Genomic DNA, 24,136 nt, shown 5'->3' on the forward strand with positions numbered 1-24,136 from the left:
AAATTAAGAAGTTGGGATTATCACTGTAAATATAGAGCCTTTATCTAACTCACTAGTAAAACTTATGGAGGCTCCTAGGTTTTCAAGGTGCGTTTTTACAATGTTGAGCCCTATACCAGTTCCTGCATTTAATAACGCATTTTCTGCTCTAAAATATCGATTAAAAATGAATTTTTGTTCATGTTCTGGAATACCTATCCCTTGATCAATAATCTTGATTTCAAGTTCGCTAGACATTTTTTTGAGTTGTATATCTACAATAGTTCCTTCAGATGAATATTTTATAGCATTGTAAAGTAAATTACTAAGTACTAGCTCCATTATTTTTTCATCAAACTCTACAATATACTCATCTGCATCTGTAGGGTATTTTATACTCTGTCCATCTTTAAGATGCATATTTGCATCATAAATCACTTCGTTAAGTACTTTACTAAGGGGGAACGTTGTGTAAGCATAATTAGTCTTTCCAGTCTCGAGTCTTTCTATAGAGAGAAAATCATCTATAATAGTATTCAAGTATTTTACTTTATTCTGTATGGTTGTTAAGTGCTTTACTCTTTTCTCTTGCTGCTCCTCTTTTGTATACTTTCCTGCTAGTGTAGCCGATGTTAAAATACCGCTTAGCGGTGTTTTAAACTCGTGAGAAACTAATGACAAAAACTTAGTTTTAAGCTCATTAAGCTCAATCTCCGTGCGCAGTGCCTCTTCTAGTTGGTGTGTACGCTCTACTACCGTTTTTTCTAATTTATCGGTATAATTTACTCGTTCTGTAATATCAAGTATAATTGCAACAAGCGTATTAGTATCGTCAGCGTTTGAAGGTTGTAAATGTATCTCTACTGGGTAATGACTACCATCCTTGCGCTCGTGCGTAGTTTTAAAAATTAACTTCTTCTCTACTCCATTGAGTAATGGAGCGATATAATCACGAAACTTAGTTTCTGTAAACTCTGGCTTTATATCAACAGGAGTCATTGATGTGAGCTCATCAAGGGTGTACCCTATATTTTCTTGCGCTCCTAGATTTGCATTGATAAACTTTAGACTTGTCGCATCAAAAATAAAAATCTCATTGAGCGACTCATTAAAAATGTTTGCCCATTGTCTAAGTTCCTTTTCTGCGTTTTTGCGCACAGTAATATCTGTTACTAGTGCCATTACATAATTCTTATTATGCAATACAAAAGGATTGAGACCCGCTTCTACAGGAACTTGCCGTCCATCTTTACACTGGCCATATAAATCACGCCCCATACCCATCTCGCGCTTATCACTGTGATTCATAAACTTGTCAAAATGACCACCGTGCCTCTTATGGAAGCGCATAGGGATAAGCGTGTCTAGTGGCTTGCCTTCTAGCTCCTTTTTTTCATAGCCAAAAATATCACGAGCAGATTGATTTGTCGCCACAATCGTTTGGGCTTCATTTACTACTACAATCCCTTCTGACGCCCCCTCAAAGAGAATCATAAATGCTTCTTCAATACTTTCTTCAAAAAATTCCATACCCATAAAAGTACAAGAATAATAGAGAGTAGAAAGCAGCAAATACAGAAAATAACCTTTCTAAAAAATGATAGACTAGTCCTTAACAAATTAACCATCCTTATTAATTAAATGTAGTGGCTACAATCGCTATAAAAACTAAATAACACATTGAAAAACATAACATCTTTCATAAATACTTATCTCAATTAAAAAACGTTCGACCCTATATAATGATATTAATCATAGATTACAGATTATCAATCTTCTAAATTTGATTAAACACTATAATTATGACCAACACCAATAAGAAGAACACGCTCTTTTATGTACAATTAGGCAAGCTTTTTTATGCCATCGCTGCTAGCGATAAGGTTGTAAGAGATGAAGAGTTTTCTAAGCTTAAAAAATGTATACTAGATTACTGGCTAGAAGTTGATAATCTTAAAGATTCCTTGGGTCATGATGCTGCGCATTTAATTTCTATCGTGTTTGAGGGTGTAGAGGCATTTAATGAAGATCCACAAGATATGTATGATGCTTTTATTAACTATAAAAATGAGCATCCTCATTTTTTTACGCTTGAGGTTAAAAATATAATAATTCAAACGGCATGGTCTGTTGCTCGTTCATTTTCTGGCGTTAACAAGGCAGAACTTGTCATGCTGGGTAAATTAGAAATTGCACTTTCACACTAGCCATTCTACTAGGATAATAAACATAGTGTAATGTACTACGCTTTCGCGAAAGCGTAACAAAACATTACATACTCCTAAGATCATTTCATTTGAGAAAGCTGATGAATATCATAGTAGAGATGCGCTATCCAAACTACATTTACTTCACTAAAACCATATCATGAAAGCATACATCTTTGTCTTAGCGCTCTTAATTATTGCTGGTTGTAAAGAACCTACAGAAAAATTAAGAATACAACCCTCTAAAACCAAACCTCAAAAAGAGGCTGGATTACTAGACCCAGACTCTGCAGATTCTCTGTACCTCACAGATAAAGACATCATGGAAATACAGGCTAAAAATCAGCTTTCAAAAAAAGAAGCGTTGATGAAAATACCAGATGATCGTACAATTTTAAAAGCCGTCGTGGAGTCAAAAAAACTACATAAAGAGACAGATGATTATCTTCTAGATTACACCTATCCTTATCTTAATGAGACTGTAAACCCTAAATACAAGACATTTAACGCATTTATGACAGAGAGTTACTTAAATGTGGAGCGTACCGTAAATGAGATTCTCGAGGATAAAGAACTGCTATGCGATACCTTGAGTATTAAACGTTATAGAGATAAGCGAATTATAGATTTTAAACTGCATGCAAATGATTTAAACCTTGTAAGTATACTGCTCTACAAAGAAAATTATTACTCTGGTATGTTACACTCTACTTACATGTTTGACTGTCTCAATTACAATGTAGATAAGGAGGAGTTCATCTATTTTGACGACTTTTTTATCGCTGGAGCAGAGAAGAAAGTATTTGATTTAATTAATCAAACCATTTACGACCAAATTCACTCTGGCGAAATGTTTTATGACTGCTGGGAAATATCTGATACCGACTTTAAAACCTATAAAAATAACTTTGTAATTAACGATAACGCTATTGAGTTTTACTTTGATGACTGTATCATTTGCCCTTCATACACTGGCCAATATAGCGTTGTGATTCCGCTCATAGAAATTATGCATCTTATAGAACGCTATCAACAACCATTACTACTAGCTTCAAGATAATCCATCTTAAAGCCGAGCATAAAAAAAGGTGAGTTTCTTGAGAAACTCACCCTTTTTCTTACTTTCACCTGTCACTTACATTTTAAATGTAAATACGGGAAGTTTTGCATGGTTTGCTACATTTTCTGCTACACTCCCTGCAAAGAAATGTGCAAGCCCCTTACGCCCATGCGTAGGCATTGCAAGTGCATCTGCTCCCACCTTTTCTGCATATTCATATAAACCACTTTCAATGGTGTAACCATTTACAATCACGAGATCTTCTTGATGTAACCCTGTCCCAAACTCGGCTGCATGCATGAAATTTGCCATGGTTTCTTCTATCTCCTTGGTGCTTTTAAAGCGATCTGTAGGGAGGTTTACATATACAAGATGTATACGAGCTTCCATCTCTTCAAATAGTGGAATAGCTTCTCGATATGCATTAACATTTTCTAATTTAAAATCACAGGCAAAAACAACATTTTTAGGTATAAATGAGGTCATTTTTTCTTTGACAACTAGCACAGGAATCGATGAGCTACGCACTACTCTCTCAGTATTTGACCCTATAAACTCTTCTCTAAGTCCTTTGACTCCATGCGAACCCATTACAATTAAATCTACCTCTTGTTCCGTTGCCAGCTCATTAATATCCTGAAAAACGGTATGGTTTTGGACATTCTCTGTGACTGTAATTCCTTTCATATAAGGTTTGTTTCTAAACTCTTTAAACTGTTTTTCGGCAAGTTTCATATGGAACACCGCTTGGTCTACTCCTTCTCTTTCATCCTTAGGAAGAATACTATCTGATAAGCCTAACATGTGAAGCAATATAATCTCTGCGTTGTGCGCTTTCGCGAAAGCGGAAGCCGTCTCAAGTGCATATTCTGAATGCGCCGAAAAGTCTACAGGTACTAATATCTTTTTCATAACAATGGGTTTAGTGTGTGTTTAATATTCCTTTGCGCTTACTGAGCTGTTTATCTAGGTCTGCGATGGTTTCCTTCATTGCTGTTTCAAAGTGTACAGCAGTCGTAGTGGCAAATATTCTAGGCCCAGGAGCACTTATTTCTATCTCACATATTTGGTGGGCAGCTGCAGCAGTATTTTCTACCTTAAAGTAAACCTGAGCTCTTATAAGTTCTGGGTACTTTTTATTGAGTTTATTGAGGTGCTCAACCGTAGCAGCACTTAACGTTTCACTCTCTTGAATTTTTACGTATTGAAATGTAATTGTCATAATATGTTGTGTTTACCGTAAATCTAGAGAGAAAGAGCAGTCTATACTATGATAATTATCAGCTGCTGTATACTTACTATTTATCATCATTAATCCTATTAAAAGCTCCTTCTTAAAGCTGCTGTAATAGAAATATTACCAAAGGAGATATGGCGATATTCACCTGCTTCTTGATATCTGTGTGAAGAGTTTCCGTAACGCACTTCTGGAAGCACATGCCAGTTTCCTAAACTTATGATTTTCATCCCTAGGCCTAGATGTGTACCAATTGCGGGATTTGTTTTAATAATCAAATTTCCCTCTGTGCGCTCTGCGTCTACCGTCATTAGTGTTAAGCCTGCTCTTACATAAAATGGATTTTTCTGCGTTTCAAGTAAAGAGAACGACACCATCCCTCCAAAGAGGAAACCTTTTTGTATAAATTCTATATCAGACTCTTTAAAACTTTCATCCGTATCAAAGCGATTCCAGATAAGCCCGCCATATACATCTGTATGTTTACCTATAGATAAAACCCCTGTTACTTCTAGTCCATTTCCTATGCGCAACTTTTGATTTGCTACCTCACGAGTAGGGATATGTAATGTGGGTCGTAATTCTACACTCCAGACTTGAGCATAGCTAGATATTGTAAAGCCTAATAATAGTAGTTGAAAAAAACATTTCATATACCCTGATTGTGAAGAAAGATTACCTCTCAAAGTTATTGGGTATTAAGAGGATATATCATGACATTAATCATAGTACAGTACTTAGCAATAGCTCTATATTTATAAAATACATCGCTCTTCTAATAAAACTAGCTTATGGAACTTTCTAACGATATTGTATTAAGACCGCGCTTCAAGCTTGAGTGTGCTATACTTCCAGAGACAATTTTACGTGCTTACGAAAATGCAGGGGCGATCTCAACAGACTTTTTAGTACATCGCTCAGATGATCATATTTTTATAAGTTTACCCAAGAAGGAGCAGCATTTCTGGTCTCCACAATTACATCTAGAGATTTATAAAATAGAAACACAACCTACAGTTATAAGAGGACTTTATGGACCTAGCCCCACAGTCTGGACGCTATTTATGTTTTTTCATTTTATAGTTTTCATTCTATTTATGGCAAGTGCTGTATGGTTGTACACAAGTATCACATTGACATTATCTTATACTTTTCCATTAGTAGGAATGATACTTCTTCTTCTTGTTTGGATAGGTCTTTATAATGCAGGAAGTATAGGAAAAAAGACTGGTAAAACAGAAATGTACAAACTGCAATCCTTTATGTACTCGGTGTTAAATAAGCTCTTATAAGCCAGCCTTTCTATATCTTTATCTCTCATAAAATATTATTGACATGCACATACACGATTACTCTAAAGACCATTCTATCCTCAATCAGTTTATTTATGAGTTGAGAGACCATGATATTCAGAAAGATACGATGCGCTTTAGAAAAAATATTGAACGTGTAGGAGAAATTCTAGCCTATGAAATGAGTAAATCATTAAAGTTTGAAACTAAGAAAGTACAAACTCCATTAGGTAAAAAGGAAATGAATTTACCACAACAAGACATTGTGTTGTGTTCTATATTACGTGCGGGATTACCATTACATGAAGGACTGCTCAATTATTTTGACGGTGCAGAAAATGCTTTTATCTCTGCCTATAGAGAGCATCCTAATAATGATGATGAGTTTGAGGTAATCGTGAGCTACCTAGCTGCTCCTTCACTTGAAGGAAAGACATTGATTCTTATAGATCCCATGCTAGCAACAGGCAAGACCCTCAAAAATGTACTAGAGGCATTAAAACCTCATGGTACACCAGCACAAATTCATATAATCGCTGTAATAGGGTCTCAAGAAGGAGTTGAGTATGTACAAAATGAATTTCCAGACAACACCCACTTGTGGATTTCGGCTATTGATGATAAGCTTAATTCAAAAGGATATATTATTCCAGGCCTAGGTGACGCTGGTGATTTGAGTTATGGCGCAAAGTTGTAAATCCTATTGAAATAACCCACTAAAAGGTTTACTATCTTAGCATTATAATAGTTCAAAAATGAATATAGGACTTTCCTTTTCTGGAGGTGGTATTAAAGGTGTTGCTCACCTGGGAGTGCTCAAAGCACTGTCTGAACATAACATTAAACCCACTCATATTTCTGGTACTAGTGCTGGAGCTATTGTAGGTGCGTTATATGCCGCTGGTCACGATTGGGAAAAAATATATGAGTTTTTTAAAACAACGCCTGTTTTCTCAATAAAGCGGTTTGCTAGAAGGAAACCAGGCTTTTTAGATTCTGCACTATTTCACAAAGACTTATCGGCATATTTTATAGAAGATAGTTTTGAGTCTTTACAGCTTCCATTATCCATTACAGCTACTACGGTACTCACTGGACAACTGCGCACCTTTGACTCAGGTCCCTTAATAAATCCTGTTATTGCTTCGGCGTCTTTTCCGGGGATTTTTACTCCCATAGAGATAGACGACGTTCATTACTTTGATGGCGGTGTGATAGATGACTTCCCCATAGAACCTCTAGTTCCTCAATGTGATGTTATCATAGGTAGCTATGTAAATCCGCTCGAGGCAATAACTATGAAGAATTTAAAATATTCATACCAAGTTCTTAACAGGGCGTATGAGATTAATCTCCATCATAGAGGCCTCAATAAATTTAAGGATTGTGATTTGTTGATATGCCCAGAAAAGTTAGCCAAGTTTGGTACTTTCAGTATGCGCAGTATTCCTGCAATATTTGAGATAGGTTATGAAGAGGCGAGCAAACAGCTAGAAAATTCAACACTGTTCAAGTAGATATTACAGACGTTGTAAGGATATAGTTACGCTTTCGCGAAAGCGTAATAACTACACCGGATACTTCTAGCAAATCCTCACCCCTTCTAAAAGACTATCATTTAACTTGTTATCTCCATCGTCGTGAAGTACAGACATATCACCTGTACTTTCTAGTACAACGGCTCTTACCTCACTGTAGTCAAGCACGTTTGCTTCCCTTAGTTTCGCGATGAGGTCTCCTTCACCTACGTTTGATTTTTCTAAATTTTTATAAAGAATCTTACCATCTTTCATCAACAGCAATGGATCATTAGTAGCAAGATTTTTAAAGAATGAACTTTTTCTTACTAGCAAGGCAAATAAAGTTTGAAAAGCAATAATACCCGCTAATGCGATTCCTCCTTTAAGAAGTGATTGGTCTGGGTTGAGAATAATGGATGCAAGTACAGAACCTACGGCAATAGTTGATGCAAAGTCAAAACTTGACATCTTTGCAAATGTGCGTAAGCCAGAAATGCGCGTGATGATAATCATCACTGTAAATATGGCTATTATTGATATTAATACTTTACCTAAAATGGGCATTGATGCGGTTATCCAGTTTTCCATGTATTTTTATTTTTAAGATTAAAAAAGCCCTCTAGTGAGGGCTTTACTTTGCTTTTTCTGTGGATTTATTTGGCATTTACCATCCACTCTACTCCAAACTGGTCTGTGCAACGTCCATAATGAGCGTTCCAACTAGTTTCTTGGAATGGTGAATTAATTTTTCCTTGCGCGCTTAACGCCTCAAATGTAGATTGAGCCTCAGATGTATCGTTAAAATCAAGACTCATACACACCTTATTACCTGAAGTAAGCGGTGTATCTGGTGCTGCATCATACGCCATAAAGTGAAATCCTTTTCCTTTAAGTTCTGCGTGTTGCAACTTGTTGCGGTAATGTTCTGGAATATCTGTTTCCTTTCCTTCCCAAGTCTCGCGGTTTACTACCTCTCCACCTAGAATTCCTTTATAAAAATTTAATGCCTCTTGGCAATTTCCGTCAAATGATAAATATGCTTGTGCTTTCATAATAATTGGTTTTATATAAATTTAAAAACACAAAGCCTTGTCTCAATACACATTATAACAACCTAAAGAATATTTTAACGGGAAATAAGAAAAGTGTTAAGGTAGCCATGATTATTAACAGTCTGTTTAAATCACCACCTTCATCCCTCTATCCTATTCTTGCAGATAGCGCCATAGAATTGAGAATACCTACAACATTTGCTTCAAAGGGATGGTTTGAAGTAATCGAAAGGTATTTATTTATCTCAGTAATCTCATCACTCCCTAGACCTACTCTAAAAGAACTATTGTACGATGAGAAAAATGGCCGATTAACCTTGGCATTGAATAGCTTTATAATATTTGTATGACGAGCATCTGCTTGAATTCTCTGAAACAGCGCATTAATTTCCTATTCTTCCCCTTCTAAGATTTGAAAAAATCTATTTGACGCACTTATAAGAACACCGTTAATGCCGTGAGCAACATTGTATTTTTGAGATTTCTTAAGAAGCGCACTTATTTCCATATGAGTCAAATCAGATGTATGCTCGCTTATATAGCACACAGTTTTGAACCTCTTTTGGGAACGACTAATCGTTTTAAAAAGTTTGCCAAAAATCATATTGCTACCCAAGGTAGCAAAAAAAAGCCACCCTAGGGTGGCTTTTTTCTTACTTGATAGGGTTTAAAATAGGTCTTCTATCTTCTTAATATCATTTACAGATTTTTTTACCTGTAGCAATTGATTTGTAAGTACGCTTGTAATTTCAACTGGAAATGCTTGGTTTTCCATCACCTCATTATACTCATCTATACTCGCTTTATCTCCACGGATACACTCTTCTAAGATTCCCTCGTCTGAGTTTGAGCTAAAGGCATCCTTAATATTCATCCATGTTCTGTGTATACTTCCTGTAGTACTTCCAGAAGCTTTTGGAGTTTCATTGAGCTTTAAAATAATATCACTGATCTCTGTGGCAAATGTTGCTCTTGTTGCTGCTTTATTTTTGAGGTAGTCTTTTAAGTAGCTATTATCTGCCTTGAGCATTGCTTCTTTATATCCTTCTTCTGCATCGTAATTCTTCTCTAGAATACTTTGTAAATTATTTACGATATCTATGTGAGATTGTTCTCTTGCTGCTTCTGCTGTTGTCTGTTTCATAATTCTTAGTTTTAAAAGTGTCTCTTTAAGAGAAACACATGATTAGTTAAAATGTGTACGTTATCGGTACATTGTAGCCATTACTCTTGCTACTCTTCCTCGTTCTGATTAAGATCTTTGGATGATGGTTTATCTCTTCCGCCATACCCTAATCCGTTGGGACGTTCATCTGTATCGTTTATGTCTGTCTTCGTTATTGTATCCTTTTCCATCTCTTTTTTTTATAAAATTACAAGGGATACTCTCTTTAAAAATGACATTTAATCTTATTTAACTCCATGTGTTAGAGCGTTCTTAAAGCTTAAAAAGATTAAATATGATTAATTAAGAGGAAAGAAAAAGAGGGGTTCAACAGGCAATAAATCTTGCGTGAACTACTAGTAGCTACTGCTAACAAATAGATAAGCGAAATAAAAAAAGTGCCTTTTAATGAACATAAACGCATTAAAAAGTCAGTAAAGGATGGGAATTGAACCGCGCTATCTTAAGATATTTTTAATAACCCCGCGTTTTTTAAGGTGAGTAAGGATACTTCTGCTCGTATAATAGGTGTGTTCTTGAGGAATAAGATATGCCTCAAGGTCTTCTATGGTATTTACCGTCTCTTGATTTGTAATATATCCATATCCCATATAAATCCCGTCTACCACAAGAACAAATGATCGCTCGTTGCTGGTTCTTCCTATGAGATCAAGGTAATAGGTTTCTTCTTTACTTGTGAGAGTGTCCAGCGCTTTGTATACTCTTGCATTGTATATTTCCTTGGGTTCTTCTCCCCTACAAACGCCCTTACAAGCTTTGCTAGAGCAAGAACCAGCAGTACGTTCTACACCCATAAATCTTGGACATAGCGCGTGCATTATTTGTAATAGTTTGAGTTGCTGGATTACAGAATCCCTATTAAAAGAAACGGTATGACAGGAGTCTGTGTAGTTCTTTTCTGTGGGTACAATTCTCAAGATTCCTTTGGCATCTATTTTAGATTCCACAATCCAAGGGTTGTTGGTCTCTATCTGTTGCGAATTATAAATCGGTGTCAACTGTTTAATCTCTGCCGACTCTTTGAGTAAAGCAATTAACTCGTTTCCGGTTTCTACATATTCTACAGCGACGGTTTCCTTACACAGGCTCTTTTCAAAAACTAACCTGCTCTTAAAATGAGAAATCACTCGCTTTTTTAAGTTGACTGCTTTTCCTACGTAAATCACTTCGTCGGCAGCGTTCCTAAAGTAATAAACGCCACTTGTTTTAGGTAAATGGTCATATAGGCTTGTGGTAGCGATGGTGTTATTTCCCGCTTTCGCGAAAGCGTAACTCTCATTATCATCCACACTAGCCTTAATTTGAAACAATTGAGCCAGTCCTCTAGCATTCATACCGGGCTTAAAAGAATCATACTCCACCGAATGAATAGCTGCAGTTTCCTCAAAAGATAGTTGTGCTGCGCTGCTACTCTTTCTGGAGGAAGTCCCATTAAAAATAAGGGATGACTTCCCTAGTGGATAGCCAATCTCCCTAAAACACTTGCGTAACAACTGCTGTGAGAAATTATCAAAATATGCAATCTCACAATCCTCTAAATTCTCGATGAGTAAACTCGCGATATCTATAAAAGACGGCGCTTTTCTAAGTGCTTTATTTGTGATTCCGTAAGTGAATTCCTGATCTGGAGATAGCACTTGAAGCGGTTTGATAAGGCTTTCATGATAATACAGCTCCTCATCATCATCAAAAACGACCACAGAAAATGCAATAGCGCTCGCTATTTTTAAATTATTGCTGTTAGTTTGTAGATCTAAGAAGGCTCTTCTCAATATATTGAAGTGTAGGATAAAATCCAAAATTATGAATAATTTCCTATCTTTGAAAATAAAAAAACTGCCATTATAGATTCATATAACACTAAGCAACGTGAGGCCATTACTTTTGATGGTAAACACTTACTGCTACTTGCAGGAGCAGGTACTGGTAAAACTAAAACTATTGTAGGTAGAGCGGAGTATCTCATTCAATCTGGCGTGCGTCCAGAAAAGATACAGATCCTCACATTTACAAAGAGAGCTGCGAGCGAGATTGTAGAGCGTGTAAAAGCAGGATTACCTGCTGGTACAAGCGGCGCGATTAATGGCAGCACCTTTCATAGCTGGTGTAACCAGCTTATTGTGAAGTTTCCTAATCTTTTTGGTGCGGCAAGTTTTACGGTAATTGATCCCGATGATCAGTTAAGTTTGATGAAAATGGCATGCGGTAATGCCAGTGAGGAATACGGGAAAGTAAGAATCAAGCCGCAGCAAATTCTCGATATCTTCTCCTTTGCACGTAACACAAGAAGTAACCTCACAGATACCATACGCAAGTTGCTCTATAAAGGTAAAGATGATCCTCAAGTAACCGAAGATATCGCCACACTGCGACCACAGCTAGAGCATCTCATAAAAGAGTACCAGCTACAAAAGAAGAGACAGCAGTACCTTGACTATGACGATTTACTGCTTGTTATAGCAAATAGATTGAATAAAGATGAAAAAGCAAGAGAGATTCTGGCTTCCTCATACGAGCATATTTTGATTGATGAGATGCAGGATACTAATCCGCTGCAATGGTATTTATTAAAGCCTTTTGAGCATATCTGTCATCTGTTTTGTGTGGGAGATGATGCACAATCTATTTACAGTTTCCGTGGCGCAGATTTTAAGAATGTTCACTTGTTTAAGGAACGCGTAGCAGATGCGACGGTAAAAGTGCTGGACAAAAATTATCGTTCTACACAGGAGATTCTTGATATCTCAAATTGGTTACTAGAAAAATCACCTGTACAGTACAATAAAAAATTAATCTCAAGCAGAGGACCTGGGAAAGTGCCTGTGATTTTGAATGTGAATAACCAATTTGAAGAAGCAAATTATATAGCCAATAAAATTCTAGAAGCCTTTTCTAGTGGCGGGAGCTCCTTTTCTGATTTTCTAATCTTAAGCAGATCGCAATACTACACAAGACCATTACAAGCAGTATTTCTCCAAAAGAAGATTCCTTATCAAACCTTCGGCGGACGGAAGTTTCTTGAAGCGGCTCACATAAAAGATTTAGTAGCGGTATTGAGAGTGATTAATAATCCGCTAGATGAGATTGCGTGGATTCGCTTTTTTACTTTCATCCACGGTATTGGTGCTGTAAAAGCAACGTCTTACATGACGGAGGTGATGCAAATTGCACCAGAAGATATAAGGCCAGATACCTTCACCTCTATCATCTCTGGTACCGAAGGAGAAAAAGTATCTAAATTTTACAAAACGGTTTTTGACAATAAAGGAAATGTAAAGCAAGCAATCAAGGAACTGTACAGCGCTATGGAGTTTGATCTTGCTATGAAGTACAGCAAAGACTGGACAGAAAAGCGCAAAGGAGATTTTCCTGTACTAGAAATGCTTTCTGAAAACTATGCGACACTTGGCGCTTTTATCTCGGAAGGGATTCTAGATAATGCTGCACATGTTTCAGGTCAAAACACACTAGAAGGCAGTAAATTAACTACCACAGATCATCAAGATCATGTCACCATCTCTACCGTACACTCGGCTAAGGGACTTGAAGCAGATGTTTGTTTTGTGCTCAACGTATCTCCTAAGTCCTACCCTTCTTCCTACAGCCTAGGGAATCTAGATGAAGTAGAAGAAGATAGACGTGTGCTATATGTAGCGCTCACCAGAGCAAAAAATGAACTCATTATCACAAGAGCTACGGAATCCATTAACGCCTTTCATCATAAAACAGATACGCAAGAAGAACTAGGAGAAAATAGCGCCTACTTTCTAGAGGAGCTCCCAGATCATCTTGCTACTCAAACTTCTCCAAAATCTACATTTACAGCTCATAAAGATGCTGCCGTAAAGAATGATATTGATTTAGATTTGGGAATGGATTTTAGCTAATTTCATCTTTCCCATACCCTACTGTTACCTCTCCATCCTTTTCTCAAGAGGATGGCTTATTTATTTGGGTACATTTCAAAAATCAGTACCAACTACATGTAGTGATGCAGAGCTGTGCTGTTCTTTTAAAAGGTACATACCCTTGTTTTTGTTACGCTTTCGCGAAAGCTATATTAATTATGTTTTTTTTAACTTCGATTAGTTCGGTATGTTCCGAACTAACGGTTAATTTTGCCGTGTATTTGAATCTCATCTGTTTGTTCAATAGAGCGATGAGAATAAATGAAGGAATAATGACAGACAAAATTTGTAAAGAAAAAATGTCACTTGTTGAAAAACTAGGTGTACATATCGAAAAGCGAGAGCAACTAGCTCCAGTAGCAGCTCGCATACTATCATATACAATACTTACAGGAAAAAAAGGAAGCACTTTTGAGGACATGGTTAATATACTATGCGCTAGTAAGAGTACGATTTCAACACACCTCAATCACCTACAAGACCTTAATAAAATAGAGTATTTCACAAAAACCGGTGATCGTAAGAAGTACTTTATTATCAATAAGGATATGGTAGTACACCATGTAGATAATCTCATGAATGAGTGGAAAGAGGTACGAGAGTTACATGAAGAGATAAAGACTTATAAGGAAACAATAAATCTCCAAAATGATGGTGACGATGCAGAAAAGTTTGATTTGAATTTTCATAATGATTACATCAAATTTTTAGATGAAGCTACGGCTTCTATAGAAATACTAAGAGCAAAATTAACAGACGCCAAATTTGAAATATAAAGTACTATGAAAAAATATACATCATTCACCCTGCTTGCACTTGTTGTGTTATTTATTACAATAAGTTGTGGAGGTAATCAAGAAGATACCGCTGCTACAGCACAGCAAGCTCCTCCAGCTCCATTTCCAGTAATGAAGTTAGAGCCTAAAACCGTAATCGCTTACCAAGAATACCCTACAAGTCTAGAAGGAATTGTAAATAGTGCTGTACGAGCAAAAGTATCTGGATATATACAGCAAGTACTTGTAGACGAAGGTCAAAAAGTACGTAAGGGCCAAGTATTATTTAGACTCGAGACACAATCGCTTAATCAAGATGCTGGTGCAGCAAAAGCAAGAGTAAATGTTGCTCAGGTTGAAATTGATAAATTGACGCCACTGGTAGAAAAGAATATCATAAGTGCCGTACAATTAGAAACTGCAAAAGCAAATCTAGCACAAGCAAAAGCAAATTATAGCAGTATCTCTGCAAATATAGGATACGCGACTATCACAAGCCCTGTAGATGGATTTGTAGGTGCCATTACGTATAGAGAAGGTTCGCTGGTTAGTCCTGCAGATCCTCAACCGCTCACTACTGTGAGTGATATTAGTAAGGTATATGCTTTCTTTAGTCTTAATGAAAAACAATACTTAGACTTCTTACAACAAGCAGAAGGAAAAGATCTCGCCGAAAAGCTTGCAAACTTTTCTGATGTGAGTTTAATACTTGCAAATGGTACAACCTATTCTGAAAAAGGAACTATACAAACTAGTAGCGGTCAAATTGATCAACGTACGGGTACCGTAAGTTTAAGAGCAGTTTTTGACAATCCTAACCAATTACTAACAAACGGTAATAGTGGTAAAATACAAATCCCAACGATATACGAGGATGCCATTGTTATTCCTCAAGAAGCTACCTACGAACAACAAGGAAATATCATGTTTTTTAAAGTTGACAATGAGAATAAAATAGCTACTTCAATACTCAAAGTAAAAGCAATAGTAGATAACCTATATGTTGTGGAATCAGGTATCGAGCTAACAGATACTATCATCGTTTCTGGTGTAGGAAAATTAAGAAGCGGTATGACTATCACACCTCAAGAAGTTCCATTTGAGGAAGCTACTAAACCTATACAAACGCTATTTAAGAACTAGCTTACACTTAAAAAACACAAGACATGTTAAAAACATTCATTGAAAGACCCGTGCTTTCAACGGTAATTTCTATTATCATAGTGGTACTAGGTGCTATAAGCATAACTAGCTTACCTATAGAAGAATACCCAGATATTGCACCACCTACCATAAAAGTACTTGCTTCTTATCCAGGAGCAAATGCAGAAACAGTATTAGAAAGTGTAATTATCCCTATTGAAGAGCAAATTAACGGTGTAGAAGGGATGACCTACATCACCTCTACTGCATCAAACAATGGTACTGCCGAGATTACGGTTTATTTTAATCAAGAGATTGATGCGGATATTGCAGCGGTAAACGTACAGAACCGTGTTTCTAGAGCTACACCACTACTGCCACAAGAAGTAGTACAAACAGGAGTTACTACACAAAAGCAAGAAACAAGTGCTTTGATGTTTATCTCCATGTATTCTGAAAGTGAAGATTACGACGCAACATTCATCCAGAACTATTTAAAAATAAACGTAATTCCAGCGATGCAGCGTATAAGCGGTGTAGGTGATGTAAGTTTATTTTCTCAACAGGATTATGCAATGCGTATTTGGTTAAAGCCAGAGAAGCTTGCATCATACGGACTAATTCCATCAGATATACAGGCGGTATTACAAGAACAGAACTTGGAAGCTGCAGCAGGATCTTTAGGAGAAAATAATGGAGAAGCTTTTTCATATACACTAACGTATAGTGGCCGCTTTAAAGATCAACAGCAATATGGTGACATCATCATCAAAGCATTAGGAAACGGACAGTTTTTACGTCTAGATGACGTGGCAACGATTGAGCTAGATGCACAATCTTACGCATCAAATGCAGTGAGTTTAGGACATCCTGCAGTTTTTATGGGAATTTTCCAAACAAAGGGATCCAACGCAAGAGAGATTATTGAGAATATTAAAGTAACCATAGCATCTGTAGAAAAAGACCTACCAGAAGGGCTAGGAGTTTTTGTTCCTTACGATACTAGTTTATTTTTAAATGCATCTATAGATAAAGTACTTACAACCTTATTAGAAGCCTTTATATTAGTTTTCTTAGTAGTATTTCTATTCTTACAAGACTTTAGATCTACACTTATTCCAGCCATTGCGGTACCTGTTTCTATTATTGGTACGTTTTTCTTTTTAAGTGTTTTTGGATACTCTATCAACTTACTTACCCTGTTTGCTCTCGTACTCGCCATTGGGATTGTAGTAGATGATGCTATTGTAGTAGTAGAAGCTGTGCATGCTAAAATGGATGAAGGGGAAAAAGATCCTAAAAAAGCGACACTTACTGCCATGAATGAAATCTCTGGGGCGATTATATCAATCACCTTAGTAATGGCAGCAGTATTTATCCCAGTTACCTTTGTTACAGGACCTACGGGAGTATTTTATGAGCAATTTGGGGTTACACTTATTATATCTATACTTATTTCGGCGGTAAATGCTTTGACGCTGAGTCCAGCGTTGTGTGCGTTACTTTTAAAGTCACACAAAGATGATGAGGAACTCAAAAGAAAAGGACCTTTACAGCGATTTTATACCTTATTTAATAGAGGTTTTAACGCTACAGTTACTAGATACGGCCACTCGCTATCATTCTTATACAGACAAAAATGGATGCCTGTCTTATTATTAGCACTTGCTATCGTAGGTATTGTTTGGGCATCAAAAACAACTCCTACTGGTTTTGTACCTAATGAAGATAGAGGGATAATTTTTGCAAATATTGAACTTCCAGCGGGATCATCACTAGACAGAACAAATGCTGTAACGCTAGACTTATATGATAGAATTGATAGCTTAGAAGGCATTGTGGGTGTCAACTTTATTAAAGGTAGAAGTTTAATAAATGGTGCAGGAAGTAACTACGGCTTTGGAATTATAAAACTAGCAAATTGGGATGAGCGTGAAGATCCTTCACTATCTGCGACTGCTATTACAGGTAAACTCTTTGGTATAGTTGCAAATATTCCTGAGGCTAAGATTATTTTCTTCTCTCCTCCTAGTATTCGAGGATTTGGTAACTCATCTGGTTTTGAAGTAAACTTATTAGACAAGTTTGGAGGTGAGTTTAAAGACTTAGATGTTGCCAATAAAGAATTTGCAGCAGCATTAATGTCACATCCAGAAATTAAATATGCGCAGTCTTCTTTTAGTACAGAATATCCACAGTATGAGATGGAAATCAATGTACCTCTTGCTAAAGAAAAAGGAGTACCTATTAATAGTATCTTCTCCACATTACAAGGATATATCGGAGGTATTTATGCATCAGATTTCTCTAAGTTTGGGAAGCAGTTTAGAGTCTATATTCAGGCGCTACCTGATGATCGCGCTGGCGTTGAAGATTTAAATAGTATGTATGTAAGAACAGACTCTGGAGAGATGACTCCTATCACACAGTTTGTAAACTTAGAACGTGTGTATGGACCACAATCTGTTACTCGTTTTAACTTATTTAATTCTACTTCTATCACTGGTGCTACAAATGAAGGTTTTAGTACTGGAGACGCTATTAGAATCATAGATGAAGAGGTTGCAAAGTTACCTAACAACTATACTGTCGCATATTCTGGTCTTACAAGAGAAGAGGTAAATGCAGGAAATCAAACCGCTTTTATATTTGGGTTGAGTATTCTCTTTGTGTACTTCTTATTAAGTGCGCAATATGAAAGTTACTTATTACCATTTGCGGTAATACTTTCTTTACCATTTGGAGTCTTTGGAGCCTACATAAGTACTAAGTTGTTTGGTTTAGAGAACAACATCTATTTCCAGATTGCTTTAATCATGCTGATAGGCCTGCTCGCCAAGAATGCAATTCTTATTGTAGAATTTGCCCTCGCTAGGCGAAAAAGCGGCGAGGACATCGTAAGTGCTGCCATAAACGGTGCGAAATCTCGACTAAGACCTATTTTAATGACCTCCTTTGCTTTTATTTTAGGATTGATGCCATTGGTGTTAGCCAAAGGTGTTGGGTCTGAAGGAAACAACTCTATAGGTACAGGAGCCGTAGGTGGGATGCTCATAGGAACCATCTTAGGAGTATTTGTCATCCCAATCTTATTTATATTTTTTCAGTGGTTACAAGAACGCATTTCTAGTAAACCAGCAGTACAAACTATTGAAACACAAGAATAATGAAATCACCTATCACCTATAAAAATATAAGCAAGCCCATACTCTTGCTAGTAGTCGCTGTCGTATTACAAAGTTGCTTTGTAGCACAAGACTATGTACAGCCAGATATTACTGCAGAAACAGAGGCACTGTATCGAACAGACAATCTGCCTACAGATAGTATTTCTATTGCAAATGTATCTTGGAGAACCTTATTTAAAGATGAGCAGTTGCAGTCTTACATTCAAGAAGGACTTGAAAATAACATGGATGTGCGCATCGCTATACAACAGATGGTTGCTGCACAAGCTTACGCGAAACAAGGAAAGGCTGGTTATTTACCTACCGTTAATGTAGGAGCAAATTTTACACATCAAGTACTCTCTGAGAACACGCAATTTGGTCAGTTTCTTACCAATAGAGCTACAGATCAATTTGATATCACAGCAAATCTATCTTGGGAAGCAGACATCTGGGGAAAAATAAGAAGTAACCAAAGAGCTACGCAAGCAGCATATTTGAAAAGTGTAGCAGGACACCAAGCAGTAAAAACACAGCTTGTTGCAAGTATTACAAACACCTATTATAACCTGCTAGCTCTCGATGCCCAGATTGCAATTACAGAAGAAACGGTTGCAACTAGAGAACGTAGTGTAGAAACTATAAAAGCATTAAAAGATGCTGGACAGGTTACACAGGTTGCTGTAGACCAGAATATAGCACAGTATAACAATGCAAAAGCGTTACAAGTAGATCTTGAAACAGCACTATTTAAAACTGAAAACATCCTTAGTATTTTACTAGGTAAACCTGGACAACGCTTTGAGAGAAGCACATTAGATAGTCAAACACTTGATGAAGAATTAAAACTAGGAGTACCAGCAACACTATTAACTAATAGACCAGATGTGATGGCAGCCGAGTTTGATTTGATTCAATCTTTTGAGCTCACTAATGTCGCAAAAAGCAACTTATATCCTTCATTGCGATTAACTGCAGCAGGAGGTTTCCAGAGTCTTGAAATTGATGAGCTTTTGAGTGCAAACTCATTATTTGCAACAGTCATAGGCGGATTAACACAACCTCTTTTGAATCAGCGAAAGTTGAGAACGCAGCGCGAAGTTGCTATTGCTCAACAAGAACAGAGCTTACTAGCATTTAAAAAAACATTGCTTGTAGCGGGAACTGAAGTATCAAATGCATTATTTGAATATGAAGCAGAAACTAAAAAATTCGAATTTATCAATAAAGAGGTGACTGCCCTCCGCGCAGCAGAGGCAAATTCTGATGAGCTCTTAAAAAACGGTTATGCAACTTATCTAGATTTACTTACGGCTAGACAAAGTGCTCTTAATGCCGAACTTAACGTTATCGAGAGTAAACTAAAGCAACTTGTATCTATTGTTGATTTATATGAAGCCTTGGGCGGGGGATGGAGATAATCAGCAACCGTTGATTGCTTTTGTTGTTTATTGTTCAGGTTTCTAATAATATAGAAAGTTACATCCTAGGATTGTAAATAGCCGTCTACTTTTCGGCACTCATATTGACCAATGTGATTGATGCGTATCCCAGTTGTGACAATTAATACAACCAAAAGAACTAAATCATTTTAATAGCATTAATAGTAACTGCTCAAATTTTCCCGAAAGGGAGCTTTGAGCAGTTTTTATTTTAATAAGGCTAGGCCTTAAATCTCAGGATCCTCATCTTCGTCATGCTGTTGCTCCTCAAGTGTTTTTCTTATGTGCTCACTGTCCCAGTGATTATCATATGCAACAATGCCTCGATTAAAATCTTCATTGAGATAGCGTTCTTGCTTTTCTAACTCTTGACGCGCGACAAAAATATAACTGTCTGTGCCTCTCTTAGGTTCTTTGGCAAGACGTCTTAAAATAGCTTCATCATATTTTATGAAGTTTTGCACTTGCCTATTAAGGGTATATTTCCTAAAGCCGAGTTTATGCAATACATCGCTGGCCATACTGAGCGAGGTATCTAGGGACTCCCTGTAAATATTTTCTATGCCTAGATTGAGTAAGTCATAGGCGTCATTCCTATTTTTTGCACGTATCATAAGTTCTACGTGTGGGTATTTTTCTTTGACAAGCTTTGTCACTTGTGTGGTTACTGTAGGGTTATCTATGGCGCAAATTAGAATTTTTGCCTGAGCGATTCCTGCAGATTCTAGTAAGTCTATGCGCGTGGCATCTCCATAATACACCTCAAAACCCATCTTACGAAGAAAATCTACACGATTTGAGTCTTGATCTAATATAGTCGCCTCTACTCCATGAGATCTTAAAAAGCGTCCTATCGTACTCCCAAAATGTCCAAAACCAACAAGTATCACATTTTGCGACTTTGCGATGTGATCCATAGGTCGTTTTATAGATTCTTTGGTTCCTATTCTTGGTAATATAAATCGCTCATTGATCATCCCTGTGATAGGTGTAAGTGACATGGTAAGTGCCGTAATCACGAGCATCATATCCATTTGATCTTGCTCTAATAATTGCAAACTGAACGCGAAAGAAAGCAAGACAAAGGCAAACTCTCCTATCTGTGATAGGCTAAAAGTTAGTAGCAATTTCTGATCTAATTTTAGCTTAAAAGTATAACCAGTAACAAACAATACGATCGCCTTTACGATTACAATAGCAATTAATATCCCACCAATAGTTAGCGGATTTTTAGCAATCACAATAAAATTGATGGAGGCTCCCACTGCCATAAAAAATAAGCCTAGCAGTAGATTCTTGAAAGGCTCTAGCGTACTCTCCAGCTCATGTTTGAATTCGCTATTTGATAACACCACTCCGCCTAAAAATGCACCTAGCGCCGGACTGAGACCTACGTATTCCATTAAAAAGGATATAGAGAATACAATCAATAGTGCAGCTGCGATGAGAAGCTCGCGCACTCCAGTTTTTGCCACTTTACGCAGCATGGGTACAATTAAATACTTACCAGCAACGATAATAATTACAACAGATAGTATAATTGCTAGGGTTTGAAAGGCGATAGGCAAACCATCCAGTAAATTCTCAGATGCTCCATGACCTTCACCACTTGCAACAGTGGTAGCGGTAGAAAGCAGTGGCAAAGCACCTAGCATGAAAATCACTATAATATCTTGAAAAAGTAAAATAGAAAAAGAAGAGGCTCCGTAGGTCGTATCCATCATTCCTTTCTCCTTGATAGTTTGTAAGGCTATCGCGGTAGATGATAGTGCTACTGCCATCGCAATTACAAGAGACACCTTCCAGTCGTAACCTATGAAAGTAAATAAGAAATACGTTAAGAGCATGGTCCCTCCTACTTGCAGTCCACCCATGCCCAAGATGGTCTTGCGCATGTTCCAGAAATTCTTAGGCTCAATTTCTAAGCCTATCAGGAATAGCATTACAACTACGCCAAACTCTGCAAAGTGTAATATATCTTCTCCTTCTTGACCTATAAAACCTAAGACGTAAGGGCCTATGAGCACACCCGCTAGTAAATAACCTATTACAGAACTCAGCCCTAGTCGCTTTGCGATGGACACACAAATTATTGCTCCCGCAAGAAAGACTATCGCTTCAAAAAGAATACTTCCTGTCATAATTTAGTGAGTTTTTAATTCTGGTAAATCATTTAAAAATATGCAGTTATCTACGCCTAGTACAGCAGCTTCCTTCTGCAGTAACTCTAATAATGATTTATAAGTTCTCGAGTGAGTGTCTAACTGATCGTCGTTCAACTGGTGCGTACCCATGACTGCAAATGGCGGATAATACTGCATTCCGCATAAGATTGCTGTTTGTTCAAAGGGTCTTAAAAATTCATTGATGGTAAAGCTATTGCTTCCTTGAGCACAATACACCTCTTTTGAGCCACCTGTGGTAATCACATTTAAGCAAGTTTTTCCCTTAAGGGCATTGCCATTTGGTCCATATGCCCACCCAAATTCTAGCACCATATCAATCCACTGCTTCATTAAAGGCGGACAGCTATACCAATATAATGGATGGTGCCATACGATGATATCATGTGCAGCAAGCAACTCCTTTTCGGCATCTACGTCAATATGAAAATCTGGATATTGCTCATAAAGATCATGAAAAGTAACACTCTCCATATCTTGAATGTGTGATACTAGTGACGTATTTGCCCTAGATTTTTCAAATTTAGGATGCGAGAATAATACAAGTATTTTCTTCATGGGTGGGTATCGTTAATTTTGGCGAAAGCCAACTAAAAAGATTTGTAAGGTTACAACACGTTTTTAGCAAAGATCTCTTCTAGCATACTCGCTGGATCTACACATAAACCCGGATGCGTTTTGGAGCTTTGTATAATAGTGCTTCTACAAGCAGTAAGCCATCTAAATCTGTCTGATAGTTCCATAGCGCCTATGCGACCTCCGGAAGGTGCTCCTTTACACACCTGTTCCCAAGCTTTTAGATATGCTTGATACTTGTCAATCTCTACATCTGTACAGAAGGCTTTCCACTTATCTGGACATATATGAAACTTTATTCCTAGATATTTTTTCTTTTTTGAAAAGACAATAACACCTACATTAAAGAACTCTTCTCGTTCTACTTTAGGCACAATTCTAATGGTGGCGTACTCAAAGGTATATTTATCTTGCATCTTCTCCTTCTTTTACTAAGATATCAATTTTTGATAATCTAGAATTTATAAACTCAAGATAGGCAGCTCTCATATCATTTGGAATCATCGTATCAAACTCAGATATTAACCAGTCTTCTGGAATATGTGCTATAATATCTTCTAGCTTTTCTTGCGTTAATAGCTCTTTGATTGCAGTTGCCGCTTCTGGTAATCGTGTTGCTTTCTCTAACAATACGTGATCTTTTACAAGCGGAAAAGTACGCTCTAGATGATTTTTCCAGTTTTTCCAGTCATGGTGAAAATAAAAACTCGCACCATTATCTATCACCCATATCTCATTATGCCACTGCAGGAGATTTGTATTTTTTGCGGTTCTATCTATATTACTGATAATACAGTCTAGTAATACTATTTTTGATGCTGTAAGCGCATCCACAGTACTCACCAGGGGATCATAAGTAATCGCCTCTGATAAGAAATGAAGCCCAAAGTTTAACCCTACGCTAAACTTCAATAAATCCTGAATCTCCTCATCTGGCTCTGTTTTACTAAAAGAGTCATCCAGATGCATAAACACAAGCTCCGGAACATGCAGACCTATCGCTCTTGCTATTTCTCCCCCTAGTAGCTCGGCTATAAGTGCTTTCTTTCCTTGTCCCGCTCCTCTAAACTTGAGCACATATAAATAATCATCGTCTGCTTTGACTAAAGCTGGAAGTGATCCTCCTTCTCGTAAAGGTTGCAAGTATTGTACAACATTTACAGTTCTTAATTGTAGCATATCCATAGTACAGTATTCTCTTTTCTGAGGTTTTCCTCTTACTGCAAATTTAAGTGATTACTTATTGGTCTTATCTACTCTTATTACAGAGGGTTTTTAACTTACACATGGTGTATATCAACTTTTATACAAGTACAATTTGATAAACAAACTATTGTATTTTAACATTTTTGTTTAATTGCGCTTTCGCGAAAGCAAAGTTTATTACCTCTAGGTTAAATTTAAGTGA

The 24,136-nt window shown here is 37.1% G+C and carries 24 protein-coding genes; 10 read left to right on the top strand and 14 right to left on the bottom strand.

Translation table 11 applies throughout. The annotated features are described in order from the left end of the window. Positions 1-3: 3 nt before the first annotated feature. Entirely contained in the window at positions 4-1,509 is a 1,506-nt protein-coding gene (locus SJY23_RS14130) for a PAS domain S-box protein (RefSeq protein WP_396596842.1), read from the bottom strand. Positions 1,510-1,781: 272 nt separating this feature from the next. On the opposite strand from SJY23_RS14130, the gene SJY23_RS14135 reads away from it, so the two are divergent. Continuing rightward, complete coding sequence (locus SJY23_RS14135) at positions 1,782-2,186, top strand: hypothetical protein (protein WP_396596843.1); 405 nt, start codon at positions 1,782-1,784, stop codon at positions 2,184-2,186. A 160-nt stretch (positions 2,187-2,346) separates the two neighbouring features. Then, positions 2,347-3,246, top strand: a complete 900-nt coding sequence (locus SJY23_RS14140) for a DUF3298 domain-containing protein (protein ID WP_396596844.1) — start codon at positions 2,347-2,349, stop codon at positions 3,244-3,246. Positions 3,247-3,321: 75 nt separating this feature from the next. Here the strand turns inward: SJY23_RS14140 and SJY23_RS14145 are convergent, their stop codons facing one another. The 3 genes from SJY23_RS14145 to SJY23_RS14155 form a co-directional block, all read right to left on the bottom strand. Beyond that, a complete protein-coding gene (locus tag SJY23_RS14145; RefSeq protein ID WP_396596845.1) occupies positions 3,322-4,158 on the bottom strand; it encodes a universal stress protein in 837 nt (278 codons plus the stop codon). Between the two features lie 10 nt (positions 4,159-4,168). Next, positions 4,169-4,468 carry an HPF/RaiA family ribosome-associated protein gene (locus SJY23_RS14150; protein ID WP_396596846.1) on the bottom strand — a complete coding sequence of 100 codons (300 nt, stop codon included), beginning with the start codon at positions 4,466-4,468 and terminating at the stop codon, positions 4,169-4,171. Between the two features lie 98 nt (positions 4,469-4,566). Further along, the gene (locus SJY23_RS14155) at positions 4,567-5,136 is read right to left on the bottom strand and encodes a hypothetical protein (RefSeq protein WP_396596847.1); all 570 of its coding nucleotides are present in this window, start codon (positions 5,134-5,136) and stop codon (positions 4,567-4,569) included. Positions 5,137-5,274: 138 nt separating this feature from the next. Here SJY23_RS14155 and SJY23_RS14160 point away from each other — a divergent pair, with 138 nt between their 5' ends. From SJY23_RS14160 to SJY23_RS14170, 3 genes are read left to right on the top strand one after another with little or no spacing between them, the layout of a single operon-like run. Next, complete coding sequence (locus SJY23_RS14160; protein ID WP_396596848.1) at positions 5,275-5,775, top strand: GTP-binding protein; 501 nt, start codon at positions 5,275-5,277, stop codon at positions 5,773-5,775. Between the two features lie 43 nt (positions 5,776-5,818). Further along, positions 5,819-6,472 carry a uracil phosphoribosyltransferase gene (upp, locus tag SJY23_RS14165; RefSeq protein WP_396596849.1) on the top strand — a complete coding sequence of 218 codons (654 nt, stop codon included), beginning with the start codon at positions 5,819-5,821 and terminating at the stop codon, positions 6,470-6,472. A 58-nt stretch (positions 6,473-6,530) separates the two neighbouring features. Then, positions 6,531-7,292, top strand: a complete 762-nt coding sequence (locus SJY23_RS14170; protein ID WP_035336543.1) for a patatin-like phospholipase family protein — start codon at positions 6,531-6,533, stop codon at positions 7,290-7,292. 66 nt (positions 7,293-7,358) lie between these two features. On the opposite strand, the gene SJY23_RS14175 is transcribed toward SJY23_RS14170, so the two are convergent. From SJY23_RS14175 to SJY23_RS14200, 6 genes are all read right to left on the bottom strand, one after another. Next, positions 7,359-7,883, bottom strand: coding sequence for a DUF421 domain-containing protein (locus SJY23_RS14175; protein WP_035336541.1), 525 nt, complete (start codon positions 7,881-7,883; stop codon positions 7,359-7,361). A gap of 65 nt (positions 7,884-7,948) precedes the next feature. Further along, positions 7,949-8,347 (bottom strand): VOC family protein, encoded by a 399-nt coding sequence (locus SJY23_RS14180; protein WP_035336539.1) that lies wholly within the window; start codon positions 8,345-8,347, stop codon positions 7,949-7,951. A gap of 391 nt (positions 8,348-8,738) precedes the next feature. After that, a complete protein-coding gene (locus tag SJY23_RS14185) occupies positions 8,739-8,951 on the bottom strand; it encodes a BLUF domain-containing protein (protein ID WP_396596850.1) in 213 nt (70 codons plus the stop codon). A gap of 63 nt (positions 8,952-9,014) precedes the next feature. Next, entirely contained in the window at positions 9,015-9,491 is a 477-nt protein-coding gene (locus SJY23_RS14190; RefSeq protein ID WP_035336537.1) for a PA2169 family four-helix-bundle protein, read from the bottom strand. Between the two features lie 89 nt (positions 9,492-9,580). Then, complete coding sequence (locus SJY23_RS14195) at positions 9,581-9,703, bottom strand: hypothetical protein (RefSeq protein ID WP_396596851.1); 123 nt, start codon at positions 9,701-9,703, stop codon at positions 9,581-9,583. A gap of 267 nt (positions 9,704-9,970) precedes the next feature. Next, positions 9,971-11,305, bottom strand: coding sequence for a GIY-YIG nuclease family protein (locus SJY23_RS14200; protein ID WP_396596852.1), 1,335 nt, complete (start codon positions 11,303-11,305; stop codon positions 9,971-9,973). Positions 11,306-11,377: 72 nt separating this feature from the next. On the opposite strand from SJY23_RS14200, the gene SJY23_RS14205 reads away from it, so the two are divergent. From SJY23_RS14205 to SJY23_RS14225, 5 genes are all read left to right on the top strand, one after another. Beyond that, positions 11,378-13,420: an ATP-dependent helicase gene (locus SJY23_RS14205; protein WP_396598129.1), complete on the top strand. Its 2,043-nt coding sequence runs from the start codon at positions 11,378-11,380 to the stop codon at positions 13,418-13,420. A 293-nt stretch (positions 13,421-13,713) separates the two neighbouring features. Next, entirely contained in the window at positions 13,714-14,217 is a 504-nt protein-coding gene (locus tag SJY23_RS14210) for a GbsR/MarR family transcriptional regulator (RefSeq protein WP_396596853.1), read from the top strand. A 6-nt stretch (positions 14,218-14,223) separates the two neighbouring features. Then, positions 14,224-15,360, top strand: coding sequence for an efflux RND transporter periplasmic adaptor subunit (locus SJY23_RS14215; protein WP_396596854.1), 1,137 nt, complete (start codon positions 14,224-14,226; stop codon positions 15,358-15,360). Between the two features lie 23 nt (positions 15,361-15,383). Further along, positions 15,384-18,527: an efflux RND transporter permease subunit gene (locus tag SJY23_RS14220; RefSeq protein WP_396596855.1), complete on the top strand. Its 3,144-nt coding sequence runs from the start codon at positions 15,384-15,386 to the stop codon at positions 18,525-18,527. Then, a complete protein-coding gene (locus SJY23_RS14225; RefSeq protein ID WP_396596856.1) occupies positions 18,527-19,948 on the top strand; it encodes an efflux transporter outer membrane subunit in 1,422 nt (473 codons plus the stop codon). Before SJY23_RS14220 ends, SJY23_RS14225 begins: the two co-directional genes overlap by 1 nt. 248 nt (positions 19,949-20,196) lie before the next feature. On the opposite strand, the gene SJY23_RS14230 is transcribed toward SJY23_RS14225, so the two are convergent. From SJY23_RS14230 to SJY23_RS14245, 4 genes are read right to left on the bottom strand one after another with little or no spacing between them, the layout of a single operon-like run. Then, complete coding sequence (locus SJY23_RS14230; protein ID WP_396596857.1) at positions 20,197-22,110, bottom strand: monovalent cation:proton antiporter-2 (CPA2) family protein; 1,914 nt, start codon at positions 22,108-22,110, stop codon at positions 20,197-20,199. 3 nt (positions 22,111-22,113) lie between these two features. Next, entirely contained in the window at positions 22,114-22,710 is a 597-nt protein-coding gene (locus SJY23_RS14235; RefSeq protein ID WP_396596858.1) for an NAD(P)H-dependent oxidoreductase, read from the bottom strand. Between the two features lie 50 nt (positions 22,711-22,760). Beyond that, positions 22,761-23,144, bottom strand: a complete 384-nt coding sequence (locus SJY23_RS14240; RefSeq protein ID WP_396596859.1) for a DUF3037 domain-containing protein — start codon at positions 23,142-23,144, stop codon at positions 22,761-22,763. Beyond that, entirely contained in the window at positions 23,134-23,913 is a 780-nt protein-coding gene (locus tag SJY23_RS14245) for a HipA family kinase (RefSeq protein ID WP_396596860.1), read from the bottom strand. Before SJY23_RS14245 ends, SJY23_RS14240 begins: the two co-directional genes overlap by 11 nt. Positions 23,914-24,136 lie beyond the last annotated feature (223 nt).

The organism is Dokdonia sp. R86516 (assembly GCF_044596715.1).
Taxonomy (GTDB): Bacteria; Bacteroidota; Bacteroidia; order Flavobacteriales; family Flavobacteriaceae; genus Dokdonia.

Bases quoted from the DNA above. Each gene is read 5' to 3' on its own strand.
- SJY23_RS14130 (WP_396596842.1), bottom strand. From the start codon at position 1,509: ATGGAATTTTTTGAAGAAAGTATTGAAGAAGCATTTATGATTCTCTTT.
- SJY23_RS14135 (WP_396596843.1), top strand. From the start codon at position 1,782: ATGACCAACACCAATAAGAAGAACACGCTCTTTTATGTACAATTAGGC.
- SJY23_RS14140 (WP_396596844.1), top strand. From the start codon at position 2,347: ATGAAAGCATACATCTTTGTCTTAGCGCTCTTAATTATTGCTGGTTGT.
- SJY23_RS14145 (WP_396596845.1), bottom strand. From the start codon at position 4,158: ATGAAAAAGATATTAGTACCTGTAGACTTTTCGGCGCATTCAGAATAT.
- SJY23_RS14150 (WP_396596846.1), bottom strand. From the start codon at position 4,468: ATGACAATTACATTTCAATACGTAAAAATTCAAGAGAGTGAAACGTTA.
- SJY23_RS14155 (WP_396596847.1), bottom strand. From the start codon at position 5,136: ATGAAATGTTTTTTTCAACTACTATTATTAGGCTTTACAATATCTAGC.
- SJY23_RS14160 (WP_396596848.1), top strand. From the start codon at position 5,275: ATGGAACTTTCTAACGATATTGTATTAAGACCGCGCTTCAAGCTTGAG.
- upp (WP_396596849.1), top strand. From the start codon at position 5,819: ATGCACATACACGATTACTCTAAAGACCATTCTATCCTCAATCAGTTT.
- SJY23_RS14170 (WP_035336543.1), top strand. From the start codon at position 6,531: ATGAATATAGGACTTTCCTTTTCTGGAGGTGGTATTAAAGGTGTTGCT.
- SJY23_RS14175 (WP_035336541.1), bottom strand. From the start codon at position 7,883: ATGGAAAACTGGATAACCGCATCAATGCCCATTTTAGGTAAAGTATTA.
- SJY23_RS14180 (WP_035336539.1), bottom strand. From the start codon at position 8,347: ATGAAAGCACAAGCATATTTATCATTTGACGGAAATTGCCAAGAGGCA.
- SJY23_RS14185 (WP_396596850.1), bottom strand. From the start codon at position 8,951: ATGATTTTTGGCAAACTTTTTAAAACGATTAGTCGTTCCCAAAAGAGG.
- SJY23_RS14190 (WP_035336537.1), bottom strand. From the start codon at position 9,491: ATGAAACAGACAACAGCAGAAGCAGCAAGAGAACAATCTCACATAGAT.
- SJY23_RS14195 (WP_396596851.1), bottom strand. From the start codon at position 9,703: ATGGAAAAGGATACAATAACGAAGACAGACATAAACGATACAGATGAA.
- SJY23_RS14210 (WP_396596853.1), top strand. From the start codon at position 13,714: ATGACAGACAAAATTTGTAAAGAAAAAATGTCACTTGTTGAAAAACTA.
- SJY23_RS14215 (WP_396596854.1), top strand. From the start codon at position 14,224: ATGAAAAAATATACATCATTCACCCTGCTTGCACTTGTTGTGTTATTT.
- SJY23_RS14220 (WP_396596855.1), top strand. From the start codon at position 15,384: ATGTTAAAAACATTCATTGAAAGACCCGTGCTTTCAACGGTAATTTCT.
- SJY23_RS14225 (WP_396596856.1), top strand. From the start codon at position 18,527: ATGAAATCACCTATCACCTATAAAAATATAAGCAAGCCCATACTCTTG.
- SJY23_RS14230 (WP_396596857.1), bottom strand. From the start codon at position 22,110: ATGACAGGAAGTATTCTTTTTGAAGCGATAGTCTTTCTTGCGGGAGCA.
- SJY23_RS14235 (WP_396596858.1), bottom strand. From the start codon at position 22,710: ATGAAGAAAATACTTGTATTATTCTCGCATCCTAAATTTGAAAAATCT.
- SJY23_RS14240 (WP_396596859.1), bottom strand. From the start codon at position 23,144: ATGCAAGATAAATATACCTTTGAGTACGCCACCATTAGAATTGTGCCT.
- SJY23_RS14245 (WP_396596860.1), bottom strand. From the start codon at position 23,913: ATGGATATGCTACAATTAAGAACTGTAAATGTTGTACAATACTTGCAA.